Here is a 24,057-nt window from a genome sequence, read left to right on the forward strand (position 1 = left end):
CCGTTCCAGTCCTCGGCGGGTACCGGACGATTTCTGGTCATGCTACGCCAGCGTTTCGCGCTGCCCGTGGCTGTCCACAGGGTGTGGGCGGTGGTGTGATGATCACCCCATGAATCCTGTGAGCCCTGTGAGCCCTGTGGACGAGGAAGCGGCCCGGCTGTACCGGGCCGGGCTGTGGGGAGGCGCCGCCCGCAAGCTGTGGGACACCTCCGTGGACGGCGCGGCCGGCCCCCGGCTGCGTGAACTGGCCGACTGGGCGGAGGCCGCCGGCCACGGCGACGCGCCGATCGACACGTACGGGAACGGGCTCGTGGAGGAGCTGGAGCGACGCGTCGCCGAGGAGCTCGGCTTCCCCGCCGCCGTGTTCTTCCCGACCGGCACCATGGCCCAGCAGGTCGCGCTCCGCTGCTGGGCCGGCCGCACCGGCAGCCCCGTCGTCGCCCTCCACCCGCTCGCCCACCCCGAGGTCCACGAGAACGGGGCGTTCGGGGCCGTCTCCGGGCTCCGCACGGTCCACCCGACCGACGCGCCGCGGCTGCCGACCGCCGAGGAGGTGCGGGACCACCCGGAGCCCTTCGGGACGCTGATGCTGGAGCTCCCGCTGCGGGACGCCGGCTTCGTCCTGCCGTCCTGGGAGGAGCTGACCGAGGTCGTGGAGGCGGCCCGGGAGCGGGACGCGGTGGTCCACTTCGACGGGGCCCGGCTGTGGGAGTGCCCGACGCACCTCGGCCGCGGCCTCTCCGAGATCGCCGGGCTCGCCGACAGCGTGTACGTCTCGTTCTACAAGTCCCTCGGCGGCCAGTCCGGGGCCGCGCTCGCCGGCCCCGAGGACGTCATGGAGGAGGCCCGGATCTGGCGGCACCGCTACGGCGGCATGCTCTTCCAGCAGTACCCGGCCGCGCTCGCCGCGCTCCGGGGCCTCGACGTCGAGCTGCCCCGGCTGCCCTCGTACGTGGCCCACGCGCGCGTGGTGGCCGACGCGGTCCGCGAGGCGTTCGCCGACGCCGGCCTCGGCTGGTCCCGCGTCCACCCCGAGACCCCGCACACCCACCAGTTCCAGGTCTGGCTGCCGTACTCCCCCGACGCCCTCACCGCCGCGTCCGTCGCGGCCACCGAGGCCACCGGCACCGCCCTCTTCCGCCGCTGGTTCTCCCCCGGCGCGGGCGGCCCGCCGGGAGTCGCGACCACCGAGCTCACGGTCACGGCGCCCGGCCTCGCATGGACCGCGGAGGACGTGAAGGAGGCGGTACGGGACTTCTTGTCGCGGATCGACGGCTGAGGCGGGTGTGCGGCTGGGGTGGGGTGCCGGCTGACACGAAGGCGGCGGCTGGCACGGGGGCGACGGCTGACATGGAGGCGACGGCTGAGGCAGCGCGACCGCTGACGTGGGGCGCCGGCTAAGGAGCGGCGCGCCCGGGTCAGCAGGAGCGGGGGCGCGGGCGGCGGCCCGCGACCGTGCGGAGGGCCGTGCGGAGGGCGGTGCCGACGGGGCCTCGTGGCGGGCGGCCCGCGAGCACGCGTTCGAAGCGGCGCCGGTCGCGGAGGGCGCGCAGGACGGCGACGTCATGGGCGCCGGGCTCGGGCGGCGCGGGCTCGCCGAGCCGGGCGGCGCGGTAGGTGTCGAAGAGGTACTGATGCAGCGCGTTCATGACCTCACCGTGCGCCGGGCCCGCGCCCCGCGGCGCGCCACTTGACGGCTCCCGTCAAACGGCGCTCCGGGGCGGCCGGGCGCGTCGATTGACGGCCCGCGTCAAACGACGCGACAGGGCCCCGGGGGCACCCCGCACCATGGACGGGTGAGCGTGACCATCGACATCACCGGACTGCCGCGCGAGCGGATCGTCTTCTGCCCCTCGCCGCTGGCGGAGCTGGGCGCGGCCCTGCACGCCCTCGCCGAGCCCGCGCACCACGCCCGGCTGCACGCCTGGACGACCACGACGGCGGCCGCGCTGAAGCCGGAGCTGGCGGACCGGCTGCACGAGGCCGACTTCATGTGGCGCTCCACCCGCTCCGACATCCTGCTGCCGGCCAGGCCCCGCGAGACGCTCGCCGAGGAGCTGGACGACCTCGACGGCATGGACGACGAGATCTTCGTGGGCTCGGCCCTGGAGATCTCCTGCTCCAGCCAGTACCCGCACGGCGCCCCCTCACCGCTCGTCGACGAGCGGATGCGGCGCCGGGCCCTCGACCTGGCCGCCGCGCGCGGCCCGCGCCAGGCCGCGTTCGTGGAGCGGATGCTCGCCGACCCGCCCGGCACGCGTGCGTGGGTGCGACGGCTCCTGGAGGACTGCGACGCCGCCTTCTTCGGCGACACCTGGCGCCGGGTCCGGGTCCAGCTGGCCGCCGACGCCCGTCACAAGACCGAGCTGATGCGGCACAAGGGCCTGGCCGAGGCCGTCGCCGACGCCTCCTCGGCGATGGTCCTGGAGGAGGACGAGCAGGGCTCCCGGATCGTCGTCGACAAGCTGCTCCACGGCCGTACGAGCGCCGAGGGCTCGGGCGTGACGTTCCTGCCGACCGCGTTCGGCTGGCCGCACCTCTTCGCGCTGCACGCGCCCGGCTGGCAGCCCGTCGTCCAGTACCCCGTGCCCACCCGCGACCTCGGCGGCGCCGCGTCCGTCGAGGCGGTCAAGCTGCGCCTGGAAGCGGTCGCCCACCCGATGCGGATGCGGCTGTGCCGCAGCCTCGCCCGGGGCGCGTACACGACGAGCGAGCTCGCCGACGCGTACGGCATCACCGCCCCCGAGGTCTCCCGGCACCTGGCCGTCCTGCGGAAGGCCGGTCTGCTCACCACCCAGCGCCGCGGCCGGTACGTCCTCCACCAGCTCGACGTGTCCGTCATCGCCCGCCTCGGCAGCGACTTCCTGGAGTCGGTCCTGCGCTAGCGGCCGCCCTCGGGGGCGGGGACACCCCCTGGCGGCCGCCCGCGGCGTCCGACGGGTGGTGTCAGGCCGGGCCGCCGCCCGCACGGACCAGGCCGGACTCGTACGCGAGGACCACGACCTGGACGCGGTCGCGGAGGCCCAGCTTGGTGAGGATGCGGCCCACGTGGGTCTTGACGGTGGCCTCGGAGAGGACGAGCCGGGCGGCGATCTCGCCGTTCGAGAGGCCCTGGGCGACGAGCATCATGACCTCGCGCTCGCGGTCCGTCAGCCGTTCGAGGCCCTTGTGCTCGGGCTCCTTCCCCGACGACGGGAGCATCGGCGAGAAGCGGTCCAGGAGCCGGCGGGTGGTGGACGGCGCCACCACCGCGTCGCCGCTGTGCACCGAACGGATCGCGCCGAGCAGCTCGGCGGGCGGCACGTCCTTCAGCATGAAGCCGCTCGCACCCGCCTTGAGACCCGAGAACGCGTACTCGTCGAGGTCGAAGGTCGTCAGGATCAGGACCTTCGGGGCGTCCGGCTCCGAACAGATCCGCCGGGTCGTCTCCACCCCGTCCAGCTTGGGCATCCGCACGTCCATCAGGACGACGTCGACCGCCGTGGACCGCAGTACCTCAAGGGCCTCGACGCCGTCGCCCGCCTCCGCGACGACCTCCATGTCCGGCTGGGCGGCGAGCACCATGCGGAAACCGGTGCGCAGCAGCACCTGGTCGTCGACGAGCATCACGCGGATGGACATCAGGTCAGTTCCTTAAGGGTCGTCAGTGCGCGGACTTGAGGGGGAGCAGGGCGCTGATCCGGAATCCGCCGCCCGGACGCGGGCCCGCGTCCAGCGTGCCGCCGACCATGCCGACCCGCTCCCGCATGCCGATCAGACCATGCCCCCGGCCGTCGGCGCCGCCGTCCTCGTACATCTCCTGCGGCGCTCCCCGGCCGTCGTCCTCGACGAGCAGCCCGAGACCGTCGTCGAAGTAGACCAGGCGGACACTGGCGCCGACGTCCGGCCCGCCGTGCTTGCGCGTGTTGGTGAGGGCCTCCTGCACGATCCGGTACGCGGTGAGCTCGACGCCGCTCGGCAGCGGGCGCGGGCTCCCCTCGATCGCGAAGTCGACGGTGAGACCGGCGCTGCGGACCTGCTCGACGAGGTCCTCGATCTGCCGCACGTCGGGCTGGGGCACGTACTCCCCGGCCTCCTGGTGCTCCCCGGTGCGCAGGATGCCGAGCAGCCGGCGCATCTCGGCGAGGGCCTGCCGGCCCGTCGTGGAGATGGTCTCCAGGGCCTGCTTGGCGGTCTGCGGGGAGGTGTCCATGACGTAGGCGGCGCCGTCGGCCTGGACGACCATCACCGACACGTTGTGCGCGACGACGTCGTGCAGCTCGCGGGCGATCCGGGCGCGCTCGGCGGCGACCGCGACCTTGGCCTGGGCCTCGCGCTCCTTCTCCAGCCGGGAGGCGCGCTCCTCAAGCTGCGCGAAGTAGGCCCGGCGGGTGCGGAGCGAGTCGCCGAGCACCCAGGCCAGCGCGAACGGCACGGTCATGATGACCGTGAAGAAGACCTTGGCGGCGCCGGAGTCGGTGCCCTCCATCGGCCATCTCAGCTGGGACAGCGTGGCGGCGCAGAGGCCGCCGGCGAGTGCCAGCCGGGACGCCCAGCGGGGTCCGTCGTGTGCCGCGACCGTGAAGATGATCACGAGCATGGCGAAGTCGGCCACGAACGGCACGAGGCCGAACACGAGCTGGACGATCCCGAGGGCGACCGAGAGCAGCAGCATCTTCTCGGGCGCGCGCCGGCGCAGGGCCACGACCAGCGAGAAGAGCACGGCGACGACACCGGAGCCGACGGGGTGGTCGGCCGCCGGGTGGGTCGACCCCACCCACAGCAGGGAGAACCCGAGGAGGACGACGGCCCAGAAGGTGTCGACGCCCGTCGGGTGTCTGCGGAGGAAGTCGTAGAGGCGCTGCACGTCACCCAGAGTAGGGACAGCGAGATGGTGCAGGGATCAACCGTGGGGTCGATCCTTGGCGCGGAGCCCGTACTCCCCGAGGTGGAGACTGGGGCCCGTGACGGATGAGACGTGTCAGTGGCAGGGGTGGCGCGAGGCCACGGAACGGGCGCTGTACGGCCCCGGGGGCTTCTATCTGCGGCCCGAGGGACCGGCGGGGCACTTCCGCACCTCCGTGCACGCCTCCCCGCTCTTCGCGGGAGCCGTGGCCCGGCTCCTCCACGAGGTCGCGGAGGAGCTGGGATCGGCCGAGGTGGACCTGGTGGACGTGGGCGCGGGACGCGGCGAACTGCTCACCGGGGTGCTCGCGGCGACCGCCGGCAGCGGCCTCGCCGTCCGGGCGGTCGCCGTGGAGCGCGCCGCCCGGCCCACCGGGCTCGACCCCCGCGTCGAGTGGACCGACCGCATCCCGCCGGGCGTGCGCGGGCTCCTCTTCGCGAACGAATGGCTCGACAACGTGCCGGTCGACGTCGCCGAGGCCGACGCGACGGGCACCGCCCGGTACGTGGAGGTCCGCGCCGACGGCACCGAACGGCTCGGCCCGCCCGTCTCCGGCCCCGACGCGGACTGGCTGACCCGCTGGTGGCCCCTGCCCGAGCCGGGCGCCCGGGCCGAGATCGGGCTCCCCCGCGACCGGGCCTGGGCCCTCGCCGTCGCCTCCCTCGCGGCCGGCCGCGCGGTCGCCGTCGACTACGCCCACGTCCGCGGCGCCCGGCCGCCCTTCGGCACCCTCACCGGGTTCCGCGCCGGCCGCGAGGTTCCCCCCGTCCCCGACGGCACCTGCGACCTCACCTCCCACGTCGCCATGGACGCCTGCGGAGGCCTGCCGGCCGGGGAACCCCGCCACGACCGCGGCCACGACCGCGCCCCCGGCTCGGAGGCCCCCGGCTCGGAGGCCCGCGTTCCCGGCCCGGACGCCCACGTCCCCGGCTCGGACGGCCAGGCCCCGGACGCACACGCGCGCGCGTCCACGAGCCCCGGCCCGGAGGCCCACGCGCGCGCGTCCACGGCCTCCGGCCCGGAACTGGTCACCCAGCGGGAGGCCCTGCGACGGCTCGGCGTGTCCGGGGAACGACCGCCCCTCGCCCTGGCCTCGACCGACCCCACCGGCTACGTCCGCGCGCTCGCCTCGGCGGGCGAGGCCGCCGAACTCACCGCCCCCGGCGGCCTCGGCGACTTCCTCTGGCTCACCCAGCGGGTCCCGCTGTGAGCGGGGCGAACGGGCGCCGGGGGCACGGGGGATACTGGGCCGCATGACGGAGACGACGGTCGGGATCGGCGGGGCGGCGGAGAGCACCGACATGGTGCTGAACATCGGGCCGCAGCACCCTTCGACCCATGGAGTGCTCCGGCTGCGGCTCGTGCTCGACGGTGAGGTCGTGCGGGAGGCCGAGCCGGTGATCGGATACATGCACCGGGGCGCCGAGAAGCTCTTCGAGGCCCGGGACTACCGGCAGATCATCATGCTGGCCAACCGGCACGACTGGCTCTCCGCGTTCTCCAACGAGCTCGGCGTGGTCATGGCCGTCGAGCGGATGCTCGGCATGGAGGTCCCCGAGCGCGCCGTATGGACACGGACGCTGCTCGCCGAGCTGAACCGGGTCCTCAACCACCTGATGTTCCTCGGCTCGTACCCCCTCGAACTGGGCGGAATCACACCCGTCTTCCACGCCTTCCGGGAACGCGAGGAGCTCCAGGCGGTCATGGAGGAGGTCTCCGGCGGCCGGATGCACTACATGTTCAACCGGGTCGGCGGCCTCAAGGAGGACCTGCCCGCCGGATGGCTGGGCCGGGCCCGACAGGCCGTCGCCGACGTCCGGTCGCGGATGGACGTGTACGACCGACTCGTCCTCGGCAACGAGATCTTCCGCGGCCGCACCCGCGGCATCGGCGTCCTGTCGCAGGCCGCCGTGCACGCGTACGGGGTGTCCGGGCCGATCGCCCGCGCCTCGGGCGTCGACTTCGACCTCCGCCGCGACGAGCCCTACCTCGCCTACGGGGAACTCCAGGACACCCTGCGGGTCGCCGTGCGCGACGAGGGCGACTGCCTCGCCCGGTTCGAGTGCCTCCTCGACCAGACCCACAACTCCCTCGACCTGGCCGACGCCTGCCTCGACCGCATGGCCGAGCTCCCCCAAGGGCCGATCAACCAGCGGCTGCCCAAGGTCCTCAAGGCGCCCGAGGGCCACACGTACGCCTGGACCGAGAACCCGCTCGGCGTCAACGGCTACTACCTCGTCTCGAAGGGCGAGAAGACCCCCTACCGCCTCAAGCTCCGCTCCGCGTCCTTCAACAACATCCAGGCGCTCGTCGAACTGCTCCCCGGGACCCTCGTCGCCGACATGGTCGCCATCCTCGGCTCCCTCTTCTTCGTCGTCGGCGACATCGACAAATAACCCCCGCCGCACCCGCCACCCCCGTTGTGGGCATTCGTTCCTCCCCCAGACTTCGTCCGGGGGGAGGGACGATTGCCCACACGGCGGTAGGCCGGCGTGCGGGCGCAGGGCGGCGGGTGCAGCCCGCACGGGGCGCGAGCGCGGGCCCGCGCGACGCGTGGGCGTCGGGCGTACCAGGTGTGGGCGCCGTGGTGGTGTGGGTGGGGTCAGGAGTTGACGGCGCCGCGGAGGTGGGCGAGGTCGAGTTGTTCGGTTTCGTCGTGGGCGGTGAGGTCGATGACGTGGCCGATGGTGCGCGGCGGGGCGGACGCAGCGACGGGGGTGAGGAGGGGCGCGCCGGTGGAGGTCTCGGCGGCGAGGACCTCTTCGCCGACGACGTCGGCGAGGTCGGTGTGCTGGACGGCCTCGATGGCGGCGGCGGCCTTCTGCGTACCGAAGAAGTCGAAGCCGCCTTCGGGGCGCGGGACGGGCCTGCGGGCCGCGTAGGGGACGATCGCGCTCGCGGTCGGCACCGCGGGCAGGGCGGTGGCGGCGGGTGCGGCTGGCGGGAGGGCGAGGGTGGAGGCGGCCGGGCGGGTGTGCTCGGTTCCGGCGGCCGCCGCGTGCTTCCCCTGGGGTTCCTCCGTCTCGCGGGCCCGCTCGGCGAGGTCGCGGGCGCGGGCGGCCTCGGTGGTGCGGCGGGCCTGCTGTGCGGCGGCGTTGCGGGGGAGGTCGCGCAGGGCCTGGGCCGCGCGGCGGTAGGCCTCCGGGGTGGGCGCGGAACCGGCGGCCGGCAGCGCCTTGGCCTCGGAGGTGGTCTCCAGGGCGAGGACGCGGGCGCCCTCCAGAGCGCTGGCCCGCTCGGTCTCGGCGGTGGCGTACCGGCGGAGGAGGTCGGCGTGCTCGCCGCGCAGGCCGGCGAGCTCCACGCGCTTGGCGCGGAGCTTGGCGTCGAGCTTGCCGCGCAGGGCGCGGGACTCGTCCAGGTCGGACTCCAGCTCGGCGGTCCGCTCCTCGGCCTTCCACTGGTCGGCGGCGCGCGCCCGGTCGAGTTCGGCGACCCGGAGTCCGGCGCCCCGGTCCCAACTGCGCATGAGGACGGCACCGGTCACGGCCGCGGCCGCCGCGGCGGCGGCGAGCAGCCGGGCGACCACCAGGCCGCCGGGCAGCCAGGCGGCCGCGGCGCACACGACCGCGGCGCCGGCGACCGCGGACGGCGGAAGCAGCTTGTGCAGAGGCGGGGAATGGCGGTGGCGTCCACGTGGCATGGCCTGAAATTTACCGTGCGTAGGCGGCACGTGGGGGGTCGCCCCGGCAATCTCTTGGCTACTTCTCGCCGCGAGAAGTGGATATAGGCCGTTCCGGTTCCGTTTCGAGCCGACTGCCCTCGCCCGTGGACTACTTGTCGACCAGCCCCTTCTCCACCAGATAGGCCTTGGCGACGTCCTCCGGCTTCGCCCGCTCGGCGTCCACCTTGCGGTTGAGTTCGGCGAGATCCGCTGTGGTCAGCACCCGGGTGAGCCGGTCGAGCGCGGCGGCTATCTCCGGGGAACCGGCGTCCTTCGCGTTGACCACGGGAAGCACGTTGTCGGCGTTCTGCAGCTTCTTGTCGTCGGTGAGGAAGACGAGGCCGTAGCCGTCGATCGTGGCGTCCGTGGTGGTGGTCAGGACCAGCTGGTCCACGCCGTCCTTGACGGCCTGCTTCGCCTGCGGGGTGCCGACGCCCTTGGGGTCGATGCCGGTCACGTCGATCCCGTACGTCTTCTTCAGACCGGGCGCGCAGAACGGTCGCACCGCGCATTCGTCGCCGGCCGCGATCTTCACCTTCAGCTTGGAACGGCCGAGATCGGAAAGCGTCGTCAGCTTGTTCTTCGCGGCGAATTCCTTCGTCACCGCGAAGGCGTTCTGGTCGACGGCATCGCCGACCGCGAGGACCTTCAGACCGCGCGGTTCCGCGAGCTTCTTCAGCGCTTCGACGGTCGCCGCCGCGTCACCCGTGGCGACCGGCTTCTCCTCGGGCGCCTTCGGCCCGTTCGCCTTCGCGTTGAGGAATTCCGCGATCGTCGCCGCGTATTCCGGTACGACGTCGATCTCGCCCTTCTCCAGGGACGGCTCGTACAGTTCGCGGTTCTTCACGGTCGTGATGGACACCGAGTATCCGGCGGCCTCCAGCGACTGGGCGTACAGCTCGGCGAGCACCTTGGCCTCGGTGAACGCTGCCGCGCCGACCACCAGCGAGCCCTTGCCCCCGGCGGTCGCGCCGCCGGAGCCGGAGCCGCCCGAGCTGCCGGAGCCCTTCTTGCTTCCCTCCAGGCTGTCGCCGCCGCACGCGGCGAGGGCGACGGTCAGCGCCGCCGTGCCCAGCACCGCACCCGCGATACGCGAGATCCTGTTCACCGAATCACCCATCTCAGATCGTTCGTTCAGCCGTCGAGTCGTCGGGCCCGCGCAGGCCCCGCGAGCAGTCGGTCCGCGCCCACGAGCACGCCCTCCACGAGCAGGGCGAGCAGGGCCACGAGCACGGCGCCCGCGACCACCTGCGCGGTGTCGTAGGTGGCGAAGCCGGCCGTGATGATCCGGCCCAGACCGCCCTGGCCGACCATCGCCGCGACCGTCGCCGTGGCCACCACCTGCACCGCCGCCGAGCGCACCCCGGTCATCACCACCGGCCGGGCCAGCGGGAGTTCGACCTGCCGGAAGAGCTGGCCGCCGGTCATCCCCATGCCGCGCGCGGCCCGCACGGCGGACCGGTCCACCTCCCGCATCCCCACGTACGCGTTGGTGAGGAGCGGGGGTATCGCGAAGAGCACGAGGGCGACGACGGTCGGCACGTAGCCGGCGTTCCGCAGGGGCGACACCATGAAGAGGGCGAGGACCGCGAAGACGGGGACCGCCCGCCCCACGTTGGACACGTTCACCGCGAGGGTCCCGCCCCGGCCGAGGTGGCCGAGCCAGAGGCCGAGCGGCAGCGCGAGCGCCGCGGCGATCAGCAGCGCCGCCCCGCTCACGTACACGTGCTCGGCGAGGCGCTGCCCGACGCCCTCCTCGCCCGTCCAGTGCGCGCCGGTGGTGAGCCAGGCCCAGGCATCCGTCACGACCCCCACCTCACTCACCTCCCGGCGCGGTCCGTATCCGGGTCCACGGCGTGAGCAGCCGCTGGAGGCCCAGGAGGAGCAGGTCGGCGGTGACGGCGAGCAGGACGCACAGCACGGACGCGGCGAGCATCTGCGCCTTGAAGAAGGTGGGCAGCGCGTCCTCGATGAGATTGCCGAGGCCGCCGCGGCCGACGACCGAGCCGACCGTGGTCAGCGCGATCGTGGAGACCGTCGCCATGCGTATGCCGGCCATCAGCACCGGCAGCGCCAGCGGGAGTTCGACCTGCCAGAGCAGTCGCCACGAGCCGTACCCCATGCCCCGGGCGGCCTCCCGCGTCTCGGCGGGCACCGCGGCGAGCCCGGCCAGCGTGTTCCGCACGAGGATCGTCAGGGCGTACAGCACGAGGCCGGTGACCACGAGCGCCGCGGAGAGGCCGAAGAAGGGCAGCAGCAGGGAGAACATCGCGAGCGACGGCACCGTGTAGAGCAGGGTGGTCAGACCGAGGACGGGTCCGGCGAACCGGGGCCTGGCCCGCACCAGCAGCGCGAGGGGGACCGAGACCGCGAGGGCGATCAGCACGGACGCGGCCGTGATTCCCACATGCTGGAGCAGCGCTTCCGTCAACTCCGTGCTGCGGGTGCGGAGATACTCCCCGCAGATCCAGTCGTTCGCGACCAGACAGTTCGGCGCGCTCATCGTCCCTCCCCCGGGCCGTCCACCTTCCCGAACGCTTGTCTGACGACCCTAACCCCCGCCACCGACAATCCACCGGACCCGCCACAATGCGGCAACACGCCCTTCACACACCCCCGGTGCCCAGGGGCCAGAATGGGGAACCATGATCCGGTTCGAGCACGTGACCAAGCGGTACGCCGACGGCACCACGGCCGTAGACGACCTCTCCTTCGAAGTCGCCGAGGGCGAACTCGTCACCCTGGTCGGGCCGTCCGGCTGCGGCAAGACGACCACGATGATGATGGTGAACCGGCTCGTCGAGCCGACCTCGGGCCGCGTCCTCGTCGACGGCGAGGACATCGCCGGCGTCGACCCGGTCGCCCTGCGCCGCAAGATCGGCTACGTCATCCAGCAGGTCGGGCTCTTCCCCCACCGCACGGTCCTCGACAACACGGCGACCGTCCCCGCCCTCCTCGGCTGGAAGAAGGCCGCTGCACGCGCGCGTGCCGCCGAACTCCTCGACCTCGTCGGCCTCGACCCGGCCACGTACGGCTCCCGCTACCCCGCCCAGCTGTCCGGCGGACAGCGCCAGCGCGTCGGCGTCGCCCGCGCCCTCGCCGCCGACCCGCCCGTCCTCCTCATGGACGAGCCGTTCGGCGCCGTCGACCCCGTCGTCCGCGAGCGCCTCCAGAACGAGTTCCTCGCCCTCCAGGCCACCGTCCGCAAGACCGTCCTCCTCGTCACCCACGACATCGAGGAGGCCGTCCGGATGGGCGACCGCATGGCCGTCTACGGGCAGGGCCGCATCGAGCAGTTCGACGCCCCCGCGACCGTCCTCGGCTCCCCCGCCACCCCGTACGTCGCGGACTTCGTCGGCAGCGACCGCGGCCTCAAGCGGCTCGCCGTCACCCCCGTCACCGAGGCCGACCTCGACTCTTGGAGAGAAAGCACCGAGCGGTACGCCGGGGGCCCCGAGGGGTACCAGGGCGACGCCCAAGTAGCCCTCGGGACCTCCCTCAAGGACGCCCTCGCCGCGCTCCTCCAGCACGACACGGGCCGCCTCACGGTCACCGGCGCCGACGGGACGCCGCTCGGCGTCCTCACCCCGGCCGGCGTCCACCGCGCGCTGCGCCGGGCCACCCCGCGGTGAGCGTCAGCCCGCGCTGAGCTTCCCGCCCATCCAGACCAGGCCCGGCGGGATCTCGCGGTTCCACGTGTTGAAGTTGTGGCCGCCGCTCTCCAGCGTGATCGACGAGACCTTCGCCGGGCTCTTCACCTTCCGGACGAACTCCCGCGTCCCCCTCAGGTTGTCCTCGCCCCGCTTCGACGTCGTGACCAGGAAGGACGAGTCCCCCTGCGGCAGGTGGTCCAGGCTCCACAGCAGGTCCGACCGCCGGCGCAGCGCCTCGTCCCCGTGGAAGAGGTCACCGGTCGTCACGTCCTCCGCGGCCCGGTAGTACGCCGAGAACCCCGCCCCCGCCGAGAACCGGTCCGGATGGTGCAGCGCGATCTTCAGGGCGCAGTACGCCCCCGTCGAGTTCCCCATGAACCCCCAGTTCCGGGGCTTCGTCCCCACCCGGTACGTCTCCGAGACGGCCCTCGGCAGGTCCTCGGCGAAGAAGGTCTCCGTCTTCGGGCCCCCGGGCACGTCGACGCACTCGGTGTCCCGCGGCGGCGCCACCGTCGGCCGCAGCATCACCAGGACCATCGGCTGCATCCGGCCCTCCTTCGCCTGGAGGTAGGCCGTCTTCGGGTACTTCAGCCCCTTGATCAGGTTCTCCGCCGTGCCCGGGTACCCGGTGAGCACCACCGCCGCCGGGAACGTCCGCTTCGCGTACCGCGCCTGGAAGTACTCCGGCGGCAGGTAGACGTACGCCGGCGAGACGATGCCCGACCGGTCCCCCGCTATGACGACCTTCTGTATCTGGCCGCCGACCGCCGGACGGCCGCCGCCCGGCACGTCGAGCGCCTGCGTCCCCACCACCCGTACGTCCTTCGAACCCGCCCCGTGGTCGACGACGACCCCCATGTCCTGCTCCTGCCCGAACAGGTCCGCCCACGAGCCGTAGAAGAGGAACGACCGGTTCGCCGCCAGGCCCACCGCCGCGAACAGCGCCACCTGCGTCACGAGCAGCAGCCCCACCCGCCCCACCACGCTCCGCCACCCACCGCGCGCGAGCCGCGGCCACAGCACCACCGTGACCGCGAACAGCACCACGGCCAGCACCACAGCCGACCAGAGGACCTTGTTGCTGGTGAGACCCATGAGGCGTCCGAGCCTTCTTTCCGAGAATTTCCTGCGCACCGATGAACCCGACTCCGCACGGCTCCGTCCTAGAAGGCGCACCAGCCGGAGGGGCCCGCCGCACACGCGACCGGGGCCCGACCGGAGTCGAGAACCCTCGCAGGACCCCTCGCGGGACCACAGGAACCACGGGAGCACGGGAAGCCATGTCTGTCACGGTAGATGGGGACAAATCCGGAATGGTTCCGGTTCGAGTACGCCGGATTCTCCGCGGCCCCGCCCCCGAGAAAGTCCCGACCCTCGTCGGCACGGCCTGCACCCTCATCGGCCTCATCGACATCGCCGCCGGCGTCTTCCCCCGCTTCCGCGCCAGCCGCATGCACGCCGTCGCCGAGGTCCTCCCCGGCACCCTCGGCCCCCTCTCCGCCGCCCTCTCCCTGAGCGCCGGCGTCCTCCTCCTGCTCCTCGCCCACGGCCTCAAGCGCCACAAGCGCCGCGCCTGGCGCGCCGCCGTCGTCCTCCTCCCCCTCGGCGGCCTGGCCCAGTTCGTCTGGCGCCACTCCGTCCTCGGCGCCCTGCTCTCCCTCGCACTCCTCACCCTCCTGCTACGCCACCGGAGTGAGTTCGCCGCCCTCCCCGACCCCCGCAGCCGCTGGCGCGCCCTCGCCAACTTCGTCGTCATGGGAGCCGGCTCCATCGCCCTCGGCCTCGTGATCGTCAGCGCCCACCCCCGCCGCGTCATCGGCGACCCCAGCCTCGCCGACCGCCTCGAACACGTCCTGTACGGACTCTTCGGCGTCGAAGGCCCCGTCGGCTACACCAAGGGCGTCGACTGGACCGTCGGCTACTCCCTCGGCGCCCTCGGCATGCTCACCGCCCTCACCACCATCTACCTCGCCTTCCGCCCCGAACACCCCGCCGCCCGCCTCACCGCCGCCGACGAGACCCGACTGCGCGCCCTCCTCGACCAGCACGGCGGCCGCGACTCCCTCGGCCACTTCGCACTCCGCAGCGACAAGGGCGTCGTCTTCTCCCCCAGCGGCAAGGCCGCCGTCTGCTACCGCGTCGTCTCCGGCGTCATGCTCGCCAGCGGCGACCCCATCGGCGACGTCGAAGCCTGGCCCGGGGCCATCGAACGATTCATGGACGAGGCCAAGGCCCACTCCTGGACCCCGGCCGTCATGGGCTGCTCCGAGACCGGCGGCCAGGTCTGGACCCGCGAGACCGGCCTCGACGCCCTCGAACTCGGCGACGAGGCCGTCGTCGACGTCGCCGACTTCTCCCTCTCCGGCCGCGCCATGCGCAACGTCCGCCAGATGGTCAAGCGCATCGAGCGCAACGGCTACACCACCCGCGTCCGCCGCGTCCGCGACCTCGACGAGGCCGAACTCGCCCGCGTCCGCCGCGCCGCCGCCGACTGGCGCGGCACCGACACCGAACGCGGCTTCTCCATGGCCCTCGGCCGCATCGGCGCCCCCGGCGACGGCGACGCCGTCATAGCGACCGCCCACAAGACCGACGACGCCGACGACACCGACTCCCCCTACGGCGACCTCAAGGCGATCATCCACTTCGTCCCCTGGGGCCCCGACGGCATGTCGCTCGAACTCATGCGCCGCGACCGCTCCGCCGACCCCGGCATGAACGAACTGCTCATCGTCGCCGCCCTCCAAGCCTCCCCCGACCTCGGCATCGAACGCGTCTCCCTGAACTTCGCCATGTTCCGCTCCGCCCTCGCCCGCGGCGAGAAGATCGGCGCCGGCCCCGTCCTCCGCGTCTGGCGCGGACTCCTCGTCTTCCTCTCCCGCTGGTTCCAGATCGAGTCGCTCTACAAGTTCAACGCCAAGTTCCGGCCACGCTGGGAACCCCGCTTCGTCGTCTACCGCACCAGCCGCGACCTGCCCCGCATCGGCTTCGCCGCCATGCAGGCCGAAGGCTTCGTGAACCTCTCCCTGCCCCGCCCCTTCACCCGCAAGCGCCCCGCACGGGCCCCCCGGCCCTGCACCCACATCGTCACCGCCCCCACGGGCGAGCGCGAGGTCCGCGCGGCCTGATCTCGCCCCTGGGCCCTACGCTGGACACATGAGTACGACGATCGACCGGGGAACCGCCCGAGGCCTGCCGGAGTGGGACCGCTGCGCGGTCATGGGCGTGGTCAACGTGACCCCCGACTCCTTCTCCGACGGCGGCCGCTGGTTCGACACCACGGCCGCCGTCAAACACGGCCTCGACCTCGTCACCGAAGGCGCCGACCTCGTCGACGTCGGCGGCGAGTCCACCCGCCCCGGCGCCACCCGCGTCGACGAGGAGGAAGAGCTCCGCCGCGTCGTCCCCGTCGTCCGCGGCCTCGCCGCCGAAGGCGTCACCGTCTCCGTCGACACCATGCGCGCCCGTGTCGCCGCCCGCGCCGTCGAAGCCGGCGCCGTCCTCGTCAACGACGTCAGCGGCGGCCTCGCCGACCCCGACATGGTCCCCGCCGTCGCCGCCGCCGAGGTCCCCTTCGTCGTCATGCACTGGCGCGGATTCAGCCAGGACATGAACAGCCTCGCCGTGTACGACGACGTCGTCGGCGAAGTCGTCGCCGAGATCCGCACCCGCCTCGACGCCGTCGTCGCCGGCGGCGTCGACCCCGAGCGCATCGTCGTCGACCCCGGCCTCGGCTTCGCCAAGCTCGCCCCCCACGACCTCGCCCTCGTCGCCCACCTCCCCGAGCTCCGCGCCCTCGGCCGGCCCCTCCTCGTCGCCGCCTCCCGCAAGCGGTTCCTCGGCCACGTCCTCACCCGCGAGGGCGCCGCCCCGCCCCCCGCCCGCGAACGCGACGCCGCCACCGCCGCCGTCTCCGCACTCGCCGCCCACGCGGGCGCGTGGGCCGTCCGCGTCCACGAGGTCCGCGCCACCGCCGACGCCGTACGAGTCGCCCGAGCCGTCGAAGGAGCCGCGTGAGCCGCACGGACCGCAGCACCGACGAGGCGGCCGTAGAAGCCGCCAACACCGCCTTCTACGAAGCGATGGAGACCGGCGACTTCGAAGGCGTCTCCGGCCTCTGGCTCGACGACGGCGCCACCCCCATCACCTGCGTCCACCCCGGCTGGCCCGTCCTCACCGGCCGCGGCGACGTGCTCCGCTCCTACGCCCTGATCATGGCGAACACCGAGTACATCCAGTTCTTCCTCACCGACCTGGAGATCTCCCTCGCCGACGGCACCGCCGTCGTCACCTGCACCGAGAACATCCTCAGCGGCGGACCCGCCGAGGACGGCGCCGAGCTCGGCCCCCTCGTCGGCCAGCTCGTCGTCGCCACCAACGTCTTCCGCCGCACCCCCGAAGGCTGGAAACTCTGGTCCCACCACGCCTCCCCCGTCCTCACCGACACCGACGAGGACACCCCCGACCAACCCGGCCCCGACGGCGCCGAACCCCCCGTCTGACCCGCCCACGGCCCCCGAGGGCAAGCGCTGTCGGTCCCCGCAGGTAGATTCGAGAGTGGACACCCGGCCGTCCGCACCCGGTTGCGTGGCCACCCGAACTACGACAGCAGGAGTGATTCGCGTGGATCGTGTCGCGCTGCGCGGCCTCAAGGCCCGAGGCCACCACGGCGTCTTCCCCAAGGAGCGCGAGGAGGGCCAGACCTTCATCGTGGACCTGGTCCTCGGCCTGGACACCCGCCCCGCGGCGGCCGACGACGACCTGGCGAAGACCGTGCACTACGGCGTCGTCGCCGAAGAGGTCGTCGACGTCGTCCAGGGCGAGCCCGTCGACCTCATCGAGACCCTCGCCGAGCGCATCGCCCAGCAATGCCTCAGCCACGCCGGGGTCCAAGAGGTGGAAGTCGTCGTCCACAAGCCGGACGCACCCATCACCGTGCCCTTCGACGACGTGACCATCACCATCACCCGGAGCCGACGATGAAGCCGACGCAGAGCGACCCCACCGTCCAGCCCGTACCGGCCTCCGTCGTCGCGACCGTCGACGCCGCCGACACGACCCTCTCCAACCCCCGCTGGGCCGTCCTCGCCCTCGGCGCCAACCTCGGCAACCGCCTGGAGACCCTCCAGGGGGCCCTCGACGCCCTCGCCGACACCCCGGGCCTCCGGGTCAAGGCCGTCTCCCCCGTCTACGAGACGGAGCCCTGGGGCGTCGAACCCGGCAGCCAGCCCTCGTACCTCAACGCCGTCACCCTCGTACGGACCACCCTGCCGCCCTCCTCCCTCCTGGAGCGGGCCCACGCCGTCGAGGAGGCCTTCCACCGCGTCCGCGAGGAACGCTGGGGCGCCCGCACCCTCGACGTCGACATCATCACGTACGCCGACGTCGTCTCCGAGGACCCCGTCCTCACCCTCCCGCACCCCCGTGCCCACCAGCGCGCCTTCGTCCTCGCCCCCTGGCACGACGTCGACCCCGAAGCACAGCTCCCCGGCCACGGCACCGTCGCCGCCCTCCTCGCCGCCCTCGGCAGCGAAGGCGTCACTCCCCGTGTCGACCTGGAACTCCGTCTGCCCGAGTAGTCGTTAGGCTCGTGGCAGACCGCCCCGCGACCACATGAAGGACACCCGGTGAAACAACTGCGGCTCAAGGTGCTCACCGGACTGTTCCTCGTGGCCGGAATCCTCTCCTGGGGCGCCGCCCGACTCTGGGACTCGGTCGGCACGCTCCCCAGCGTGCCGATCGCCGCGCCCATCGTCCTCGCCGTGATCGCCGTCGTCCTGACCGCGACCGCCCTCTCCCTCCGCGTCCGCCTCAAGGCCCAGCGCGAGCGGCGCCCCGGCGCCAAGGGCGTCGAACCCCTCATGGCGGCCCGCGCCGTCGTCTTCGGCCAGGCCAGCGCCCTCGTCGCCGCCATCGTCGCCGGCATGTACGGCGGCACCGGCGTCTTCCTCCTCGGCTCCCTCGACGTCCCCGCCCGCCGCGACCAAGCCCTCTACGCCGCCCTCGCCGTCGTGGCGGGCATCGGCGTCATCGCCGCCGCCCTCTTCCTGGAGCGCGTCTGCAAGCTCCCCGAAGACGACGACAAGAACCACGCCCCAGCGGCCTAGGCGCTACCGGGCCCCACGCACGACATGCCCGTTCACCAGGAACGTGGGGTGCGGTGCGAGCCGATAGCCGTAGAACGTGAACGGCTTCGCCCCGAGCGCGGGTCGTGGCCGAACCTCGCGGACCTGGACCCAGGAGGACTCGGGCGGGTGCAGGGGGTGGTGCTCGGGGTGGAAGGTGCCTCGGTCGGCCCAGCGATTCGACACGTAGAGCCGCGAGGCTCCTTTGGCCCTGGCTCTCGGGGTGAACCGTGCCCCGATGATCGGAGCGATCTCGGCCAGGAAAGGGGTGTTGGCGCTCGTGACCACGCGCCCACCCCACCCCTTGATGGGGCAGCCGTCCCCTTCGATGTATCCGTCGAGGAACCCTTCGAAGGTCTCGGTGTCCCGTAGGACCACCCGGGGGAAGCGTTGCCTCATGTGGTGGGCGTCCCCACCGACGTAGTGCCGCAGCGTGTCCGAGAGGTACGAGGAGACCACCCGCACGCGGAAGCCGGGCAGCTCCCGCTTCAGATAGCCGGATGGCCGGGTCACCGCCTCCAGGCGAGCCGGAAGGCCCGTGCAGGCCGTCAGGGCCGTCGCGTAGCGCGCCGCGAAGGCCTCCTCGTTCACGACCAGCGACACGTAGTTCTTGCCGACTGTCCCATCAGCGCATGTGGCACCCACGAAGTAGCCGAACTCGTAGCCCGGCCGGATCGTCAGTCGCTCCCGGCACAGCTTCTTCGCGTACGTCCAGGCGACCTCGGTCCCCGCCGCCTCCGCCGCGTGCTTCCATCCGTCCGGCGTGAGCAGCAGCAGATCCGGGCTGGCGGTGAAGGCCATGTGGTCCGTGACCACCTCGACAGCCTCGCGTCCCTTCACCGCGGTCACGTCCACGACCGTGGTCCGCACCGTCCGGTCGCCGTCCAGCGTCCACATGGCATGGCCCGAAACCACGTTCTTGGCCTGCGCACAACCGTCCACCAGGTTGACCAGCATCTTGCTGGTCGGTCCGTACCCCATACCGCCCCCCTTGATCAGCGATCGACTCCGCTGATCAGGGACGGTATGGAGCAGGACGGACAGTCCGCTACGAGCGGGCCAGTATCAGGGACATGGCCTCAGCGCGTGTAGTAGCGTCACGAAGTTGACCACGTACCGCCGAAGTCGTCGTCTTCGCGCCCGGCTTGCGGATGCCGCGCAGCGACATGCACATGTGCTCGGCCTCGATCACGACGATCGCACCACGGGCCTCGAGGATCTTCATCAGCGAATCGGCGATCTGCGTGGTCAGCCGCTCCTGGACCTGCGGCCGCCGGGCGAAGACGTCGACCAGACGGGCCAGCTTCGAGAGTCCCGTGATCTTGCCGCTCTCCGCCGGGATGTAGCCCACATGGGCCACACCATGGAACGGGAGCAAATGATGTTCACAGAAGGAGACGAGTTCAATGTCCTTCACCAGGACCATTTCATCGTGACCGAGGTCAAAAGTCGTGGTCAGGACATCCTCGGGCTCCTGCCGCATCCCCGCCAGCAGTTCCCTGTATGCACGAGCAACGCGTGCAGGCGTCTGCTGCAAACCCTCGCGGTCCGGGTCCTCGCCGACCGCGATGAGGAGTTCGCGGACGGCGGCCTCGGCGCGCTTCTCGTCGAACTCGCCGATCGTGCCCTCGCCGTCCAGGGTCACCGGGTCGGTCATCTCTGTGCCTCGTTCCGTCTGACTGATGTGCGCGGAAAAGCCGCGCCCCCACAGGCTAAAACCTGTGGGGGCGCGGCAGCCATTCCGGGGTGGGGCGGTCAGTCCTCGGGGTTGTCCACCGGGGCGATGTCGATGCCCTTGGTGGTGTCCACGGGGGTGGCCGAACCGTTCGCGATGCCGTTGGCGCTGTTCGTCAGGGCGAGCTCCTTGGGGGAGAGCACCGGCGGACGCGTCGAGGGCGTGCGGCGGGAGGAGCCGGTCCAGGCCGGGCGGGCCGGGCGCTTGACGATGGGGGCGAAGATCTCGGCGATCTCCTCCTTGCCCAGCGTCTCCTTCTCCAGGAGGGCGAGGACCAGGTTGTCGAGGAGGTCGCGGTTCTCGACGAGGATCTCCCACGCTTCGTTGTGCGCGGTCTCGATGAGCTTCTTGACCTCTTCGTCGACCAGTGCGGCGACCTCTTCCGAGTAGTCGCGCTGGTGCGCCATCTCGCGGCCGAGGAACGGTTCGGTGTTGTCGCCGCCGAACTTGATGGCGCCGAGCCGCTCGGTCATGCCGTACTGGGTGACCATCGCGCGGGCCGTGGCGGTGGCCTTCTCGATGTCGTTCGCCGCGCCCGTGGTCGGGTCGTGGAAGACGAGCTCCTCGGCCGCGCGGCCGCCCAGCATGTAGGCGAGCTGGTCGAGCATCTCGTTGCGGGTGGTCGAGTACTTGTCCTCGTCCGGGAGGACCATCGTGTAGCCCAGGGCGCGGCCGCGGGACAGGATGGTGATCTTGTGGACGGGGTCGGAGTTCGGCGAGGCCGCCGCGACCAGGGCGTGGCCGCCCTCGTGGTACGCGGTGATCTTCTTCTCCTTGTCCGACATGATCCGGGTCCGCTTCTGCGGGCCCGCGACCACGCGGTCGATCGCCTCGTCCAGAGCCTTGTTGTCGATCAGCTTCTGGTCGCTGCGGGCGGTGAGGAGCGCGGCCTCGTTGAGGACGTTGGAGAGGTCGGCACCGGTGAAGCCGGGGGTGCGTCGGGCGACGGCGCCGAGGTCGACGTCCGGGGCGACCGGCTTGCCCTTCTGGTGGACCTTGAGGATCTCCAGGCGGCCCTGCATGTCCGGGCGGTCGACGGCGATCTGCCGGTCGAAGCGGCCGGGGCGCAGGAGGGCGGGGTCGAGGATGTCGGGGCGGTTGGTCGCCGCGATGAGGATGACTCCGCCCTTGACGTCGAAGCCGTCCATCTCGACCAGGAGCTGGTTGAGGGTCTGCTCGCGTTCGTCGTGGCCGCCGCCGAGGCCGGCGCCGCGGTGGCGGCCGACCGCGTCGATCTCGTCGACGAAGACGATGGCCGGTGCGTTGGCCTTGGCCTGCTCGAAGAGGTCGCGGACGCGGGAGGCGCCGACGCCGACGAACATCTCGACGAAGTCGGAGCCGGAGATCGAGTAGAACGGCACGCCGGCCTCGCCGGCGACGGCGCGCGCGAGGAGCGTCTTGCCGGTTCCGGGCGGGCCGTAGAGCAGGACGCCCTTGGGGATCTTGGCGCCGACGGCCTGGAACTTCGCGGGCTCCTGGAGGAATTCCTTGATCTCGTGGAGTTCCTCGACGGCCTCGTCCGAGCCGGCGACGTCGGCGAAGGTGGTCTTCGGGGTGTCCTTGGTGATGAGCTTCGCCTTGGACTTGCCGAACTGCATGACGCGGGAGCCGCCGCCCTGCATCTGGTTCATCAGGAAGAGGAAGACGACGACGATCAGGACGAAGGGGAGGAGCGAGAGCAGGATCGAGACGAAGGGCGACTGCTTCGTCGGGGAGACGGTGTAGCCCTTCTCGATCTGCCCGGCTTCGAACTTCTCCTGGAGCTTGTCGGCGATGTCCACGCCCTGGCTGCCGATGTAGCTGGCCTGGACCTTGCTGCTCTTGTCGATCTTCTGGCCGTCGATGAGTTCGATCTTGATGATCTGCTCGTCGCCGGTGGTGACCTTTGCCTGCTTGACCTGGTTCTTGTCGATCGCCTGGACGACCTTGCCGGTGTCCACCGTCTTGTAGCCCTCGGACGAGCCGACGACCTGCATCAGCACGACCACGGCGAGGACGGCCAGCACGATCCACATGACCGGCCCACGGAAGTATCGCTTCACGTCCATCCATACGGGGCGAGAACGCCCCGTCCCTCCTGCCCGTAGGAAAATGCTGCTGTGAGTGCTGCTATGTGAAAAAGCTGTTCTTCGGACGGTACCTCAGCATCGTCGCCCGCGACCGCCTTCCCATGGTTCAACGGGGGGAAGGCGGTGCGGGTTCCCCGAACGGCGGGACCGCCGGCGGGGTGCTCAGCCGCCGTAGACGTGCGGGGCGAGCGTGCCGACGAACGGAAGGTTCCGGTACTTCTCGGCGTAGTCGAGGCCGTAGCCGACGACGAACTCGTTGGGGATGTCGAAGCCGATCCACTTCACGTCGATGGCGACCTTGGCGGCCTCGGGCTTGCGCAGCAGGGTGCACACCTCGAGGGAGGCGGGCTCGCGCGAGCCGAGGTTCGACAGGAGCCACGACAGGGTCAGGCCGGAGTCGATGATGTCCTCGACGATCAGGACGTGCTTGCCCTTGATGTCGGTGTCGAGGTCCTTGAGGATCCTGACGACGCCCGAGGACTGGGTGCCGGCGCCGTAGGAGGAGACGGCCATCCAGTCCATGGTGACGGGGGTGGAAAGGGCGCGAGCCAGATCCGCCATCACCATCACGGCGCCCTTGAGGACACCGACGATGAGCAGGTCCTTGCCCGCGTATTCCGCGTCGATCTTCGCGGCCAGCTCAGCCAGCTTGGCGTCGATCTCTTCCTTGGTGATGAGCACCGACTGGAGGTCGGTGCCCATGTCCTTCTCGTTCACCCGGGTCACTTTCGTTGCAGCGTGCGTCAGCCTTGCCGGATGACCAGTCTGCCACCCTGGCGGCGGGCTTCGACGCGGCCGGGCAGGTTGATGGCTCCCTGACCACGCCATCCGGTGATGAGCCGGTCGACTTCTTCGATGTGGCGGGCGAAGAGGGAGCCGGCGGGAGCGCCCTCCGCGATGACGGCGCGGCGCAGGACGCGGCGGCGTACGGCGGGGGGCAGCCCGAAGAGCTTGGCGCATTCGAGGGCGCCCGCTTCGTCGCGTACGGCGGTCTCGGCGTCGGCGGCCCAGGTGTCGAGGGCGTCGGCGTCGTCGCGGGAGAGCTGGGCCGTTCGGGCGAGGGCTTCGACGACGCCTTTGCCGAGGGCCTTTTCGAGGGCGGGGAGGCCTTCGTGGCGGAGCCGGGAGCGGGTGTACGCGGGGTCGCTGTTGTGGGGGTCGTCCCAGACGGCGAGTTCTTGGGCGATGCAGGCCTTGCGGACGGTCTGGCGGTCGAGCTGGAGGAAGGGGCGCCGGTAGCGGCGGGTGGCGCCGGAGACGGCGGCCATGCCGGAGAGGGAGCGGATGCCGGAGCCCCGGGCGAGGCCGAGGAGGACGGTCTCCGCCTGGTCGTCGCGGGTGTGGCCGAGGAGGACGGCGGTGGCGCCGTGGCGTGCGGCGGCGGCGTCGAGTGCGGCGTAGCGCGCGTCGCGGGCGGCGGCTTCGGGTCCTCCTTCGCGGCCGACGGTGACGGTGACGGCCTCGACGGGGGTGAGGCCGAGGGCGGTCATGCGTCCGGCGACCTCGGTGGCGCGGCTGTCGGAGCCGTCCTGGAGGCCGTGGTCGACGGTGATGCCGCCGGCCCGCACGGGGAGCTTGCGGGCTTCGAAGGCGAGGGCGGAGGCGAGCGCCATGGAGTCGGCGCCTCCGGAGCACGCGACGAGCACCAGGGGTGCGGGTGCGTCGGGTGCGGTGGTGGGGTCGGTCTGGTGCTCGGTGAGAACGTCGTGGAGTACGCGGCGGACCGCCAGGCGTATCGCCGCGACCGCAGGATGGGGACCCATGTCCGGTGCCCTTCGTGATGGGGTGGGGTGCCTCGGTCGGAGTCTTAACGGTCGGAAAGGGGGTTTCGGTCACTCAGAGTGCGACGATGGTGACAGAAACCCGGCCGTTACCCGAGCATTGCACGCCTCACCCCCTGCCCAGGGTCCCTCGGATGGGTGATTG

Annotated in this window: 24 protein-coding genes; 11 read left to right on the forward strand and 13 right to left on the reverse strand. The window is 72.0% G+C overall.

Features of this window, described 5'->3' with window-relative positions:
• The first annotated feature begins 109 nt into the window (after positions 1-109).
• Complete coding sequence (locus ACFCY7_RS15860; RefSeq protein WP_376485187.1) at positions 110-1,279, forward strand: threonine aldolase family protein; 1,170 nt, start codon at positions 110-112, stop codon at positions 1,277-1,279.
• A 139-nt stretch (positions 1,280-1,418) separates the two neighbouring features.
• On the opposite strand, the gene ACFCY7_RS15865 is transcribed toward ACFCY7_RS15860, so the two are convergent.
• The gene (locus tag ACFCY7_RS15865) at positions 1,419-1,649 is read right to left on the reverse strand and encodes a hypothetical protein (protein ID WP_376485190.1); all 231 of its coding nucleotides are present in this window, start codon (positions 1,647-1,649) and stop codon (positions 1,419-1,421) included.
• A gap of 153 nt (positions 1,650-1,802) precedes the next feature.
• Here ACFCY7_RS15865 and ACFCY7_RS15870 point away from each other — a divergent pair, with 153 nt between their 5' ends.
• Complete coding sequence (locus ACFCY7_RS15870; RefSeq protein WP_376485262.1) at positions 1,803-2,885, forward strand: DUF5937 family protein; 1,083 nt, start codon at positions 1,803-1,805, stop codon at positions 2,883-2,885.
• A 61-nt stretch (positions 2,886-2,946) separates the two neighbouring features.
• Here ACFCY7_RS15870 and ACFCY7_RS15875 read toward each other — a convergent pair whose 3' ends face one another.
• Both ACFCY7_RS15875 and ACFCY7_RS15880 read right to left on the reverse strand, forming a co-directional pair.
• The gene (locus tag ACFCY7_RS15875; RefSeq protein ID WP_376485193.1) at positions 2,947-3,621 is read right to left on the reverse strand and encodes a response regulator; all 675 of its coding nucleotides are present in this window, start codon (positions 3,619-3,621) and stop codon (positions 2,947-2,949) included.
• 22 nt (positions 3,622-3,643) lie between these two features.
• Positions 3,644-4,846: a sensor histidine kinase gene (locus ACFCY7_RS15880; protein WP_376485194.1), complete on the reverse strand. Its 1,203-nt coding sequence runs from the start codon at positions 4,844-4,846 to the stop codon at positions 3,644-3,646.
• Between the two features lie 97 nt (positions 4,847-4,943).
• Between ACFCY7_RS15880 and ACFCY7_RS15885 the strand changes: the two genes are divergently transcribed.
• Both ACFCY7_RS15885 and ACFCY7_RS15890 read left to right on the forward strand, forming a co-directional pair.
• Positions 4,944-6,095 (forward strand): SAM-dependent methyltransferase, encoded by a 1,152-nt coding sequence (locus ACFCY7_RS15885; RefSeq protein ID WP_376485196.1) that lies wholly within the window; start codon positions 4,944-4,946, stop codon positions 6,093-6,095.
• A 43-nt stretch (positions 6,096-6,138) separates the two neighbouring features.
• On the forward strand, positions 6,139-7,281 hold the full coding sequence (locus ACFCY7_RS15890) for an NADH-quinone oxidoreductase subunit D (RefSeq protein ID WP_376485199.1): 1,143 nt from the start codon (positions 6,139-6,141) through the stop codon (positions 7,279-7,281).
• Positions 7,282-7,487: 206 nt separating this feature from the next.
• Here the strand turns inward: ACFCY7_RS15890 and ACFCY7_RS15895 are convergent, their stop codons facing one another.
• The 4 genes from ACFCY7_RS15895 to ACFCY7_RS15910 form a co-directional block, all read right to left on the reverse strand.
• Positions 7,488-8,528, reverse strand: a complete 1,041-nt coding sequence (locus ACFCY7_RS15895) for a hypothetical protein (protein ID WP_376485201.1) — start codon at positions 8,526-8,528, stop codon at positions 7,488-7,490.
• A 130-nt stretch (positions 8,529-8,658) separates the two neighbouring features.
• A complete protein-coding gene (locus ACFCY7_RS15900; RefSeq protein ID WP_376485203.1) occupies positions 8,659-9,669 on the reverse strand; it encodes an ABC transporter substrate-binding protein in 1,011 nt (336 codons plus the stop codon).
• A 14-nt stretch (positions 9,670-9,683) separates the two neighbouring features.
• Positions 9,684-10,364, reverse strand: coding sequence for an ABC transporter permease (locus ACFCY7_RS15905; RefSeq protein ID WP_376485205.1), 681 nt, complete (start codon positions 10,362-10,364; stop codon positions 9,684-9,686).
• Position 10,365: 1 nt separating this feature from the next.
• On the reverse strand, positions 10,366-11,052 hold the full coding sequence (locus tag ACFCY7_RS15910) for an ABC transporter permease (protein ID WP_376485207.1): 687 nt from the start codon (positions 11,050-11,052) through the stop codon (positions 10,366-10,368).
• A 142-nt stretch (positions 11,053-11,194) separates the two neighbouring features.
• Here ACFCY7_RS15910 and ACFCY7_RS15915 point away from each other — a divergent pair, with 142 nt between their 5' ends.
• Complete coding sequence (locus ACFCY7_RS15915) at positions 11,195-12,181, forward strand: ABC transporter ATP-binding protein (RefSeq protein ID WP_376485209.1); 987 nt, start codon at positions 11,195-11,197, stop codon at positions 12,179-12,181.
• Positions 12,182-12,184: 3 nt separating this feature from the next.
• Here ACFCY7_RS15915 and ACFCY7_RS15920 read toward each other — a convergent pair whose 3' ends face one another.
• Positions 12,185-13,297 (reverse strand): alpha/beta hydrolase, encoded by a 1,113-nt coding sequence (locus ACFCY7_RS15920; protein ID WP_376485212.1) that lies wholly within the window; start codon positions 13,295-13,297, stop codon positions 12,185-12,187.
• A gap of 218 nt (positions 13,298-13,515) precedes the next feature.
• On the opposite strand from ACFCY7_RS15920, the gene ACFCY7_RS15925 reads away from it, so the two are divergent.
• The 6 genes from ACFCY7_RS15925 to ACFCY7_RS15950 all read left to right on the forward strand — a co-directional run bounded on the left by ACFCY7_RS15925 (position 13,516) and on the right by ACFCY7_RS15950 (position 18,309).
• Positions 13,516-15,330 carry a phosphatidylglycerol lysyltransferase domain-containing protein gene (locus ACFCY7_RS15925; protein WP_376485214.1) on the forward strand — a complete coding sequence of 605 codons (1,815 nt, stop codon included), beginning with the start codon at positions 13,516-13,518 and terminating at the stop codon, positions 15,328-15,330.
• Positions 15,331-15,421: 91 nt separating this feature from the next.
• Entirely contained in the window at positions 15,422-16,219 is a 798-nt protein-coding gene (gene folP, locus ACFCY7_RS15930; RefSeq protein WP_376485264.1) for a dihydropteroate synthase, read from the forward strand.
• A gap of 65 nt (positions 16,220-16,284) precedes the next feature.
• Positions 16,285-16,704 (forward strand): nuclear transport factor 2 family protein, encoded by a 420-nt coding sequence (locus tag ACFCY7_RS15935; RefSeq protein ID WP_376485267.1) that lies wholly within the window; start codon positions 16,285-16,287, stop codon positions 16,702-16,704.
• A gap of 121 nt (positions 16,705-16,825) precedes the next feature.
• Positions 16,826-17,185 (forward strand): dihydroneopterin aldolase, encoded by a 360-nt coding sequence (gene folB / locus ACFCY7_RS15940; protein WP_189508219.1) that lies wholly within the window; start codon positions 16,826-16,828, stop codon positions 17,183-17,185.
• Positions 17,182-17,781: a 2-amino-4-hydroxy-6-hydroxymethyldihydropteridine diphosphokinase gene (gene folK / locus ACFCY7_RS15945; protein ID WP_376485219.1), complete on the forward strand. Its 600-nt coding sequence runs from the start codon at positions 17,182-17,184 to the stop codon at positions 17,779-17,781. The genes folB and folK overlap by 4 nt, the downstream gene beginning before the upstream one ends.
• A 48-nt stretch (positions 17,782-17,829) precedes the next feature.
• Entirely contained in the window at positions 17,830-18,309 is a 480-nt protein-coding gene (locus tag ACFCY7_RS15950) for a DUF3180 domain-containing protein (protein ID WP_376485221.1), read from the forward strand.
• Positions 18,310-18,312: 3 nt separating this feature from the next.
• On the opposite strand, the gene ACFCY7_RS15955 is transcribed toward ACFCY7_RS15950, so the two are convergent.
• The 5 genes from ACFCY7_RS15955 to tilS form a co-directional block, all read right to left on the reverse strand.
• Positions 18,313-19,308 (reverse strand): hypothetical protein, encoded by a 996-nt coding sequence (locus ACFCY7_RS15955; protein WP_376485222.1) that lies wholly within the window; start codon positions 19,306-19,308, stop codon positions 18,313-18,315.
• Between the two features lie 67 nt (positions 19,309-19,375).
• Entirely contained in the window at positions 19,376-19,984 is a 609-nt protein-coding gene (gene folE / locus ACFCY7_RS15960; protein ID WP_376485225.1) for a GTP cyclohydrolase I FolE, read from the reverse strand.
• A gap of 98 nt (positions 19,985-20,082) precedes the next feature.
• On the reverse strand, positions 20,083-22,110 hold the full coding sequence (ftsH, locus tag ACFCY7_RS15965) for an ATP-dependent zinc metalloprotease FtsH (protein WP_376485227.1): 2,028 nt from the start codon (positions 22,108-22,110) through the stop codon (positions 20,083-20,085).
• A 183-nt stretch (positions 22,111-22,293) separates the two neighbouring features.
• Positions 22,294-22,833 (reverse strand): hypoxanthine phosphoribosyltransferase, encoded by a 540-nt coding sequence (gene hpt / locus ACFCY7_RS15970; protein WP_030219931.1) that lies wholly within the window; start codon positions 22,831-22,833, stop codon positions 22,294-22,296.
• Between the two features lie 41 nt (positions 22,834-22,874).
• Entirely contained in the window at positions 22,875-23,894 is a 1,020-nt protein-coding gene (gene tilS / locus ACFCY7_RS15975) for a tRNA lysidine(34) synthetase TilS (RefSeq protein ID WP_376485229.1), read from the reverse strand.
• Positions 23,895-24,057: the final 163 nt, after the last annotated feature.

The sequence above is a fragment of the Streptomyces sp. NPDC056361 genome (assembly GCF_042262805.1).
Taxonomy (GTDB): domain Bacteria; phylum Actinomycetota; class Actinomycetes; order Streptomycetales; family Streptomycetaceae; genus Streptomyces.

What these genes read in the sequence shown, in the direction of transcription:
- ACFCY7_RS15860 (WP_376485187.1), top strand. Translation starts at nt 110, where the DNA reads ATGAATCCTGTGAGCCCTGTGAGCCCTGTGGACGAGGAAGCGGCCCGG.
- ACFCY7_RS15865 (WP_376485190.1), bottom strand. Translation starts at nt 1,649, where the DNA reads ATGAACGCGCTGCATCAGTACCTCTTCGACACCTACCGCGCCGCCCGG.
- ACFCY7_RS15875 (WP_376485193.1), bottom strand. Translation starts at nt 3,621, where the DNA reads ATGTCCATCCGCGTGATGCTCGTCGACGACCAGGTGCTGCTGCGCACC.
- ACFCY7_RS15890 (WP_376485199.1), top strand. Translation starts at nt 6,139, where the DNA reads ATGACGGAGACGACGGTCGGGATCGGCGGGGCGGCGGAGAGCACCGAC.
- ACFCY7_RS15895 (WP_376485201.1), bottom strand. Translation starts at nt 8,528, where the DNA reads ATGCCACGTGGACGCCACCGCCATTCCCCGCCTCTGCACAAGCTGCTT.
- ACFCY7_RS15900 (WP_376485203.1), bottom strand. Translation starts at nt 9,669, where the DNA reads ATGGGTGATTCGGTGAACAGGATCTCGCGTATCGCGGGTGCGGTGCTG.
- ACFCY7_RS15910 (WP_376485207.1), bottom strand. Translation starts at nt 11,052, where the DNA reads ATGAGCGCGCCGAACTGTCTGGTCGCGAACGACTGGATCTGCGGGGAG.
- ACFCY7_RS15915 (WP_376485209.1), top strand. Translation starts at nt 11,195, where the DNA reads ATGATCCGGTTCGAGCACGTGACCAAGCGGTACGCCGACGGCACCACG.
- ACFCY7_RS15920 (WP_376485212.1), bottom strand. Translation starts at nt 13,297, where the DNA reads ATGGGTCTCACCAGCAACAAGGTCCTCTGGTCGGCTGTGGTGCTGGCC.
- ACFCY7_RS15925 (WP_376485214.1), top strand. Translation starts at nt 13,516, where the DNA reads ATGGTTCCGGTTCGAGTACGCCGGATTCTCCGCGGCCCCGCCCCCGAG.
- folP (WP_376485264.1), top strand. Translation starts at nt 15,422, where the DNA reads ATGGGCGTGGTCAACGTGACCCCCGACTCCTTCTCCGACGGCGGCCGC.
- ACFCY7_RS15935 (WP_376485267.1), top strand. Translation starts at nt 16,285, where the DNA reads ATGGAGACCGGCGACTTCGAAGGCGTCTCCGGCCTCTGGCTCGACGAC.
- folK (WP_376485219.1), top strand. Translation starts at nt 17,182, where the DNA reads ATGAAGCCGACGCAGAGCGACCCCACCGTCCAGCCCGTACCGGCCTCC.
- ACFCY7_RS15955 (WP_376485222.1), bottom strand. Translation starts at nt 19,308, where the DNA reads ATGGGGTACGGACCGACCAGCAAGATGCTGGTCAACCTGGTGGACGGT.
- folE (WP_376485225.1), bottom strand. Translation starts at nt 19,984, where the DNA reads ATGACCGACCCGGTGACCCTGGACGGCGAGGGCACGATCGGCGAGTTC.
- ftsH (WP_376485227.1), bottom strand. Translation starts at nt 22,110, where the DNA reads ATGGACGTGAAGCGATACTTCCGTGGGCCGGTCATGTGGATCGTGCTG.
- hpt (WP_030219931.1), bottom strand. Translation starts at nt 22,833, where the DNA reads ATGGGCACCGACCTCCAGTCGGTGCTCATCACCAAGGAAGAGATCGAC.
- tilS (WP_376485229.1), bottom strand. Translation starts at nt 23,894, where the DNA reads ATGGGTCCCCATCCTGCGGTCGCGGCGATACGCCTGGCGGTCCGCCGC.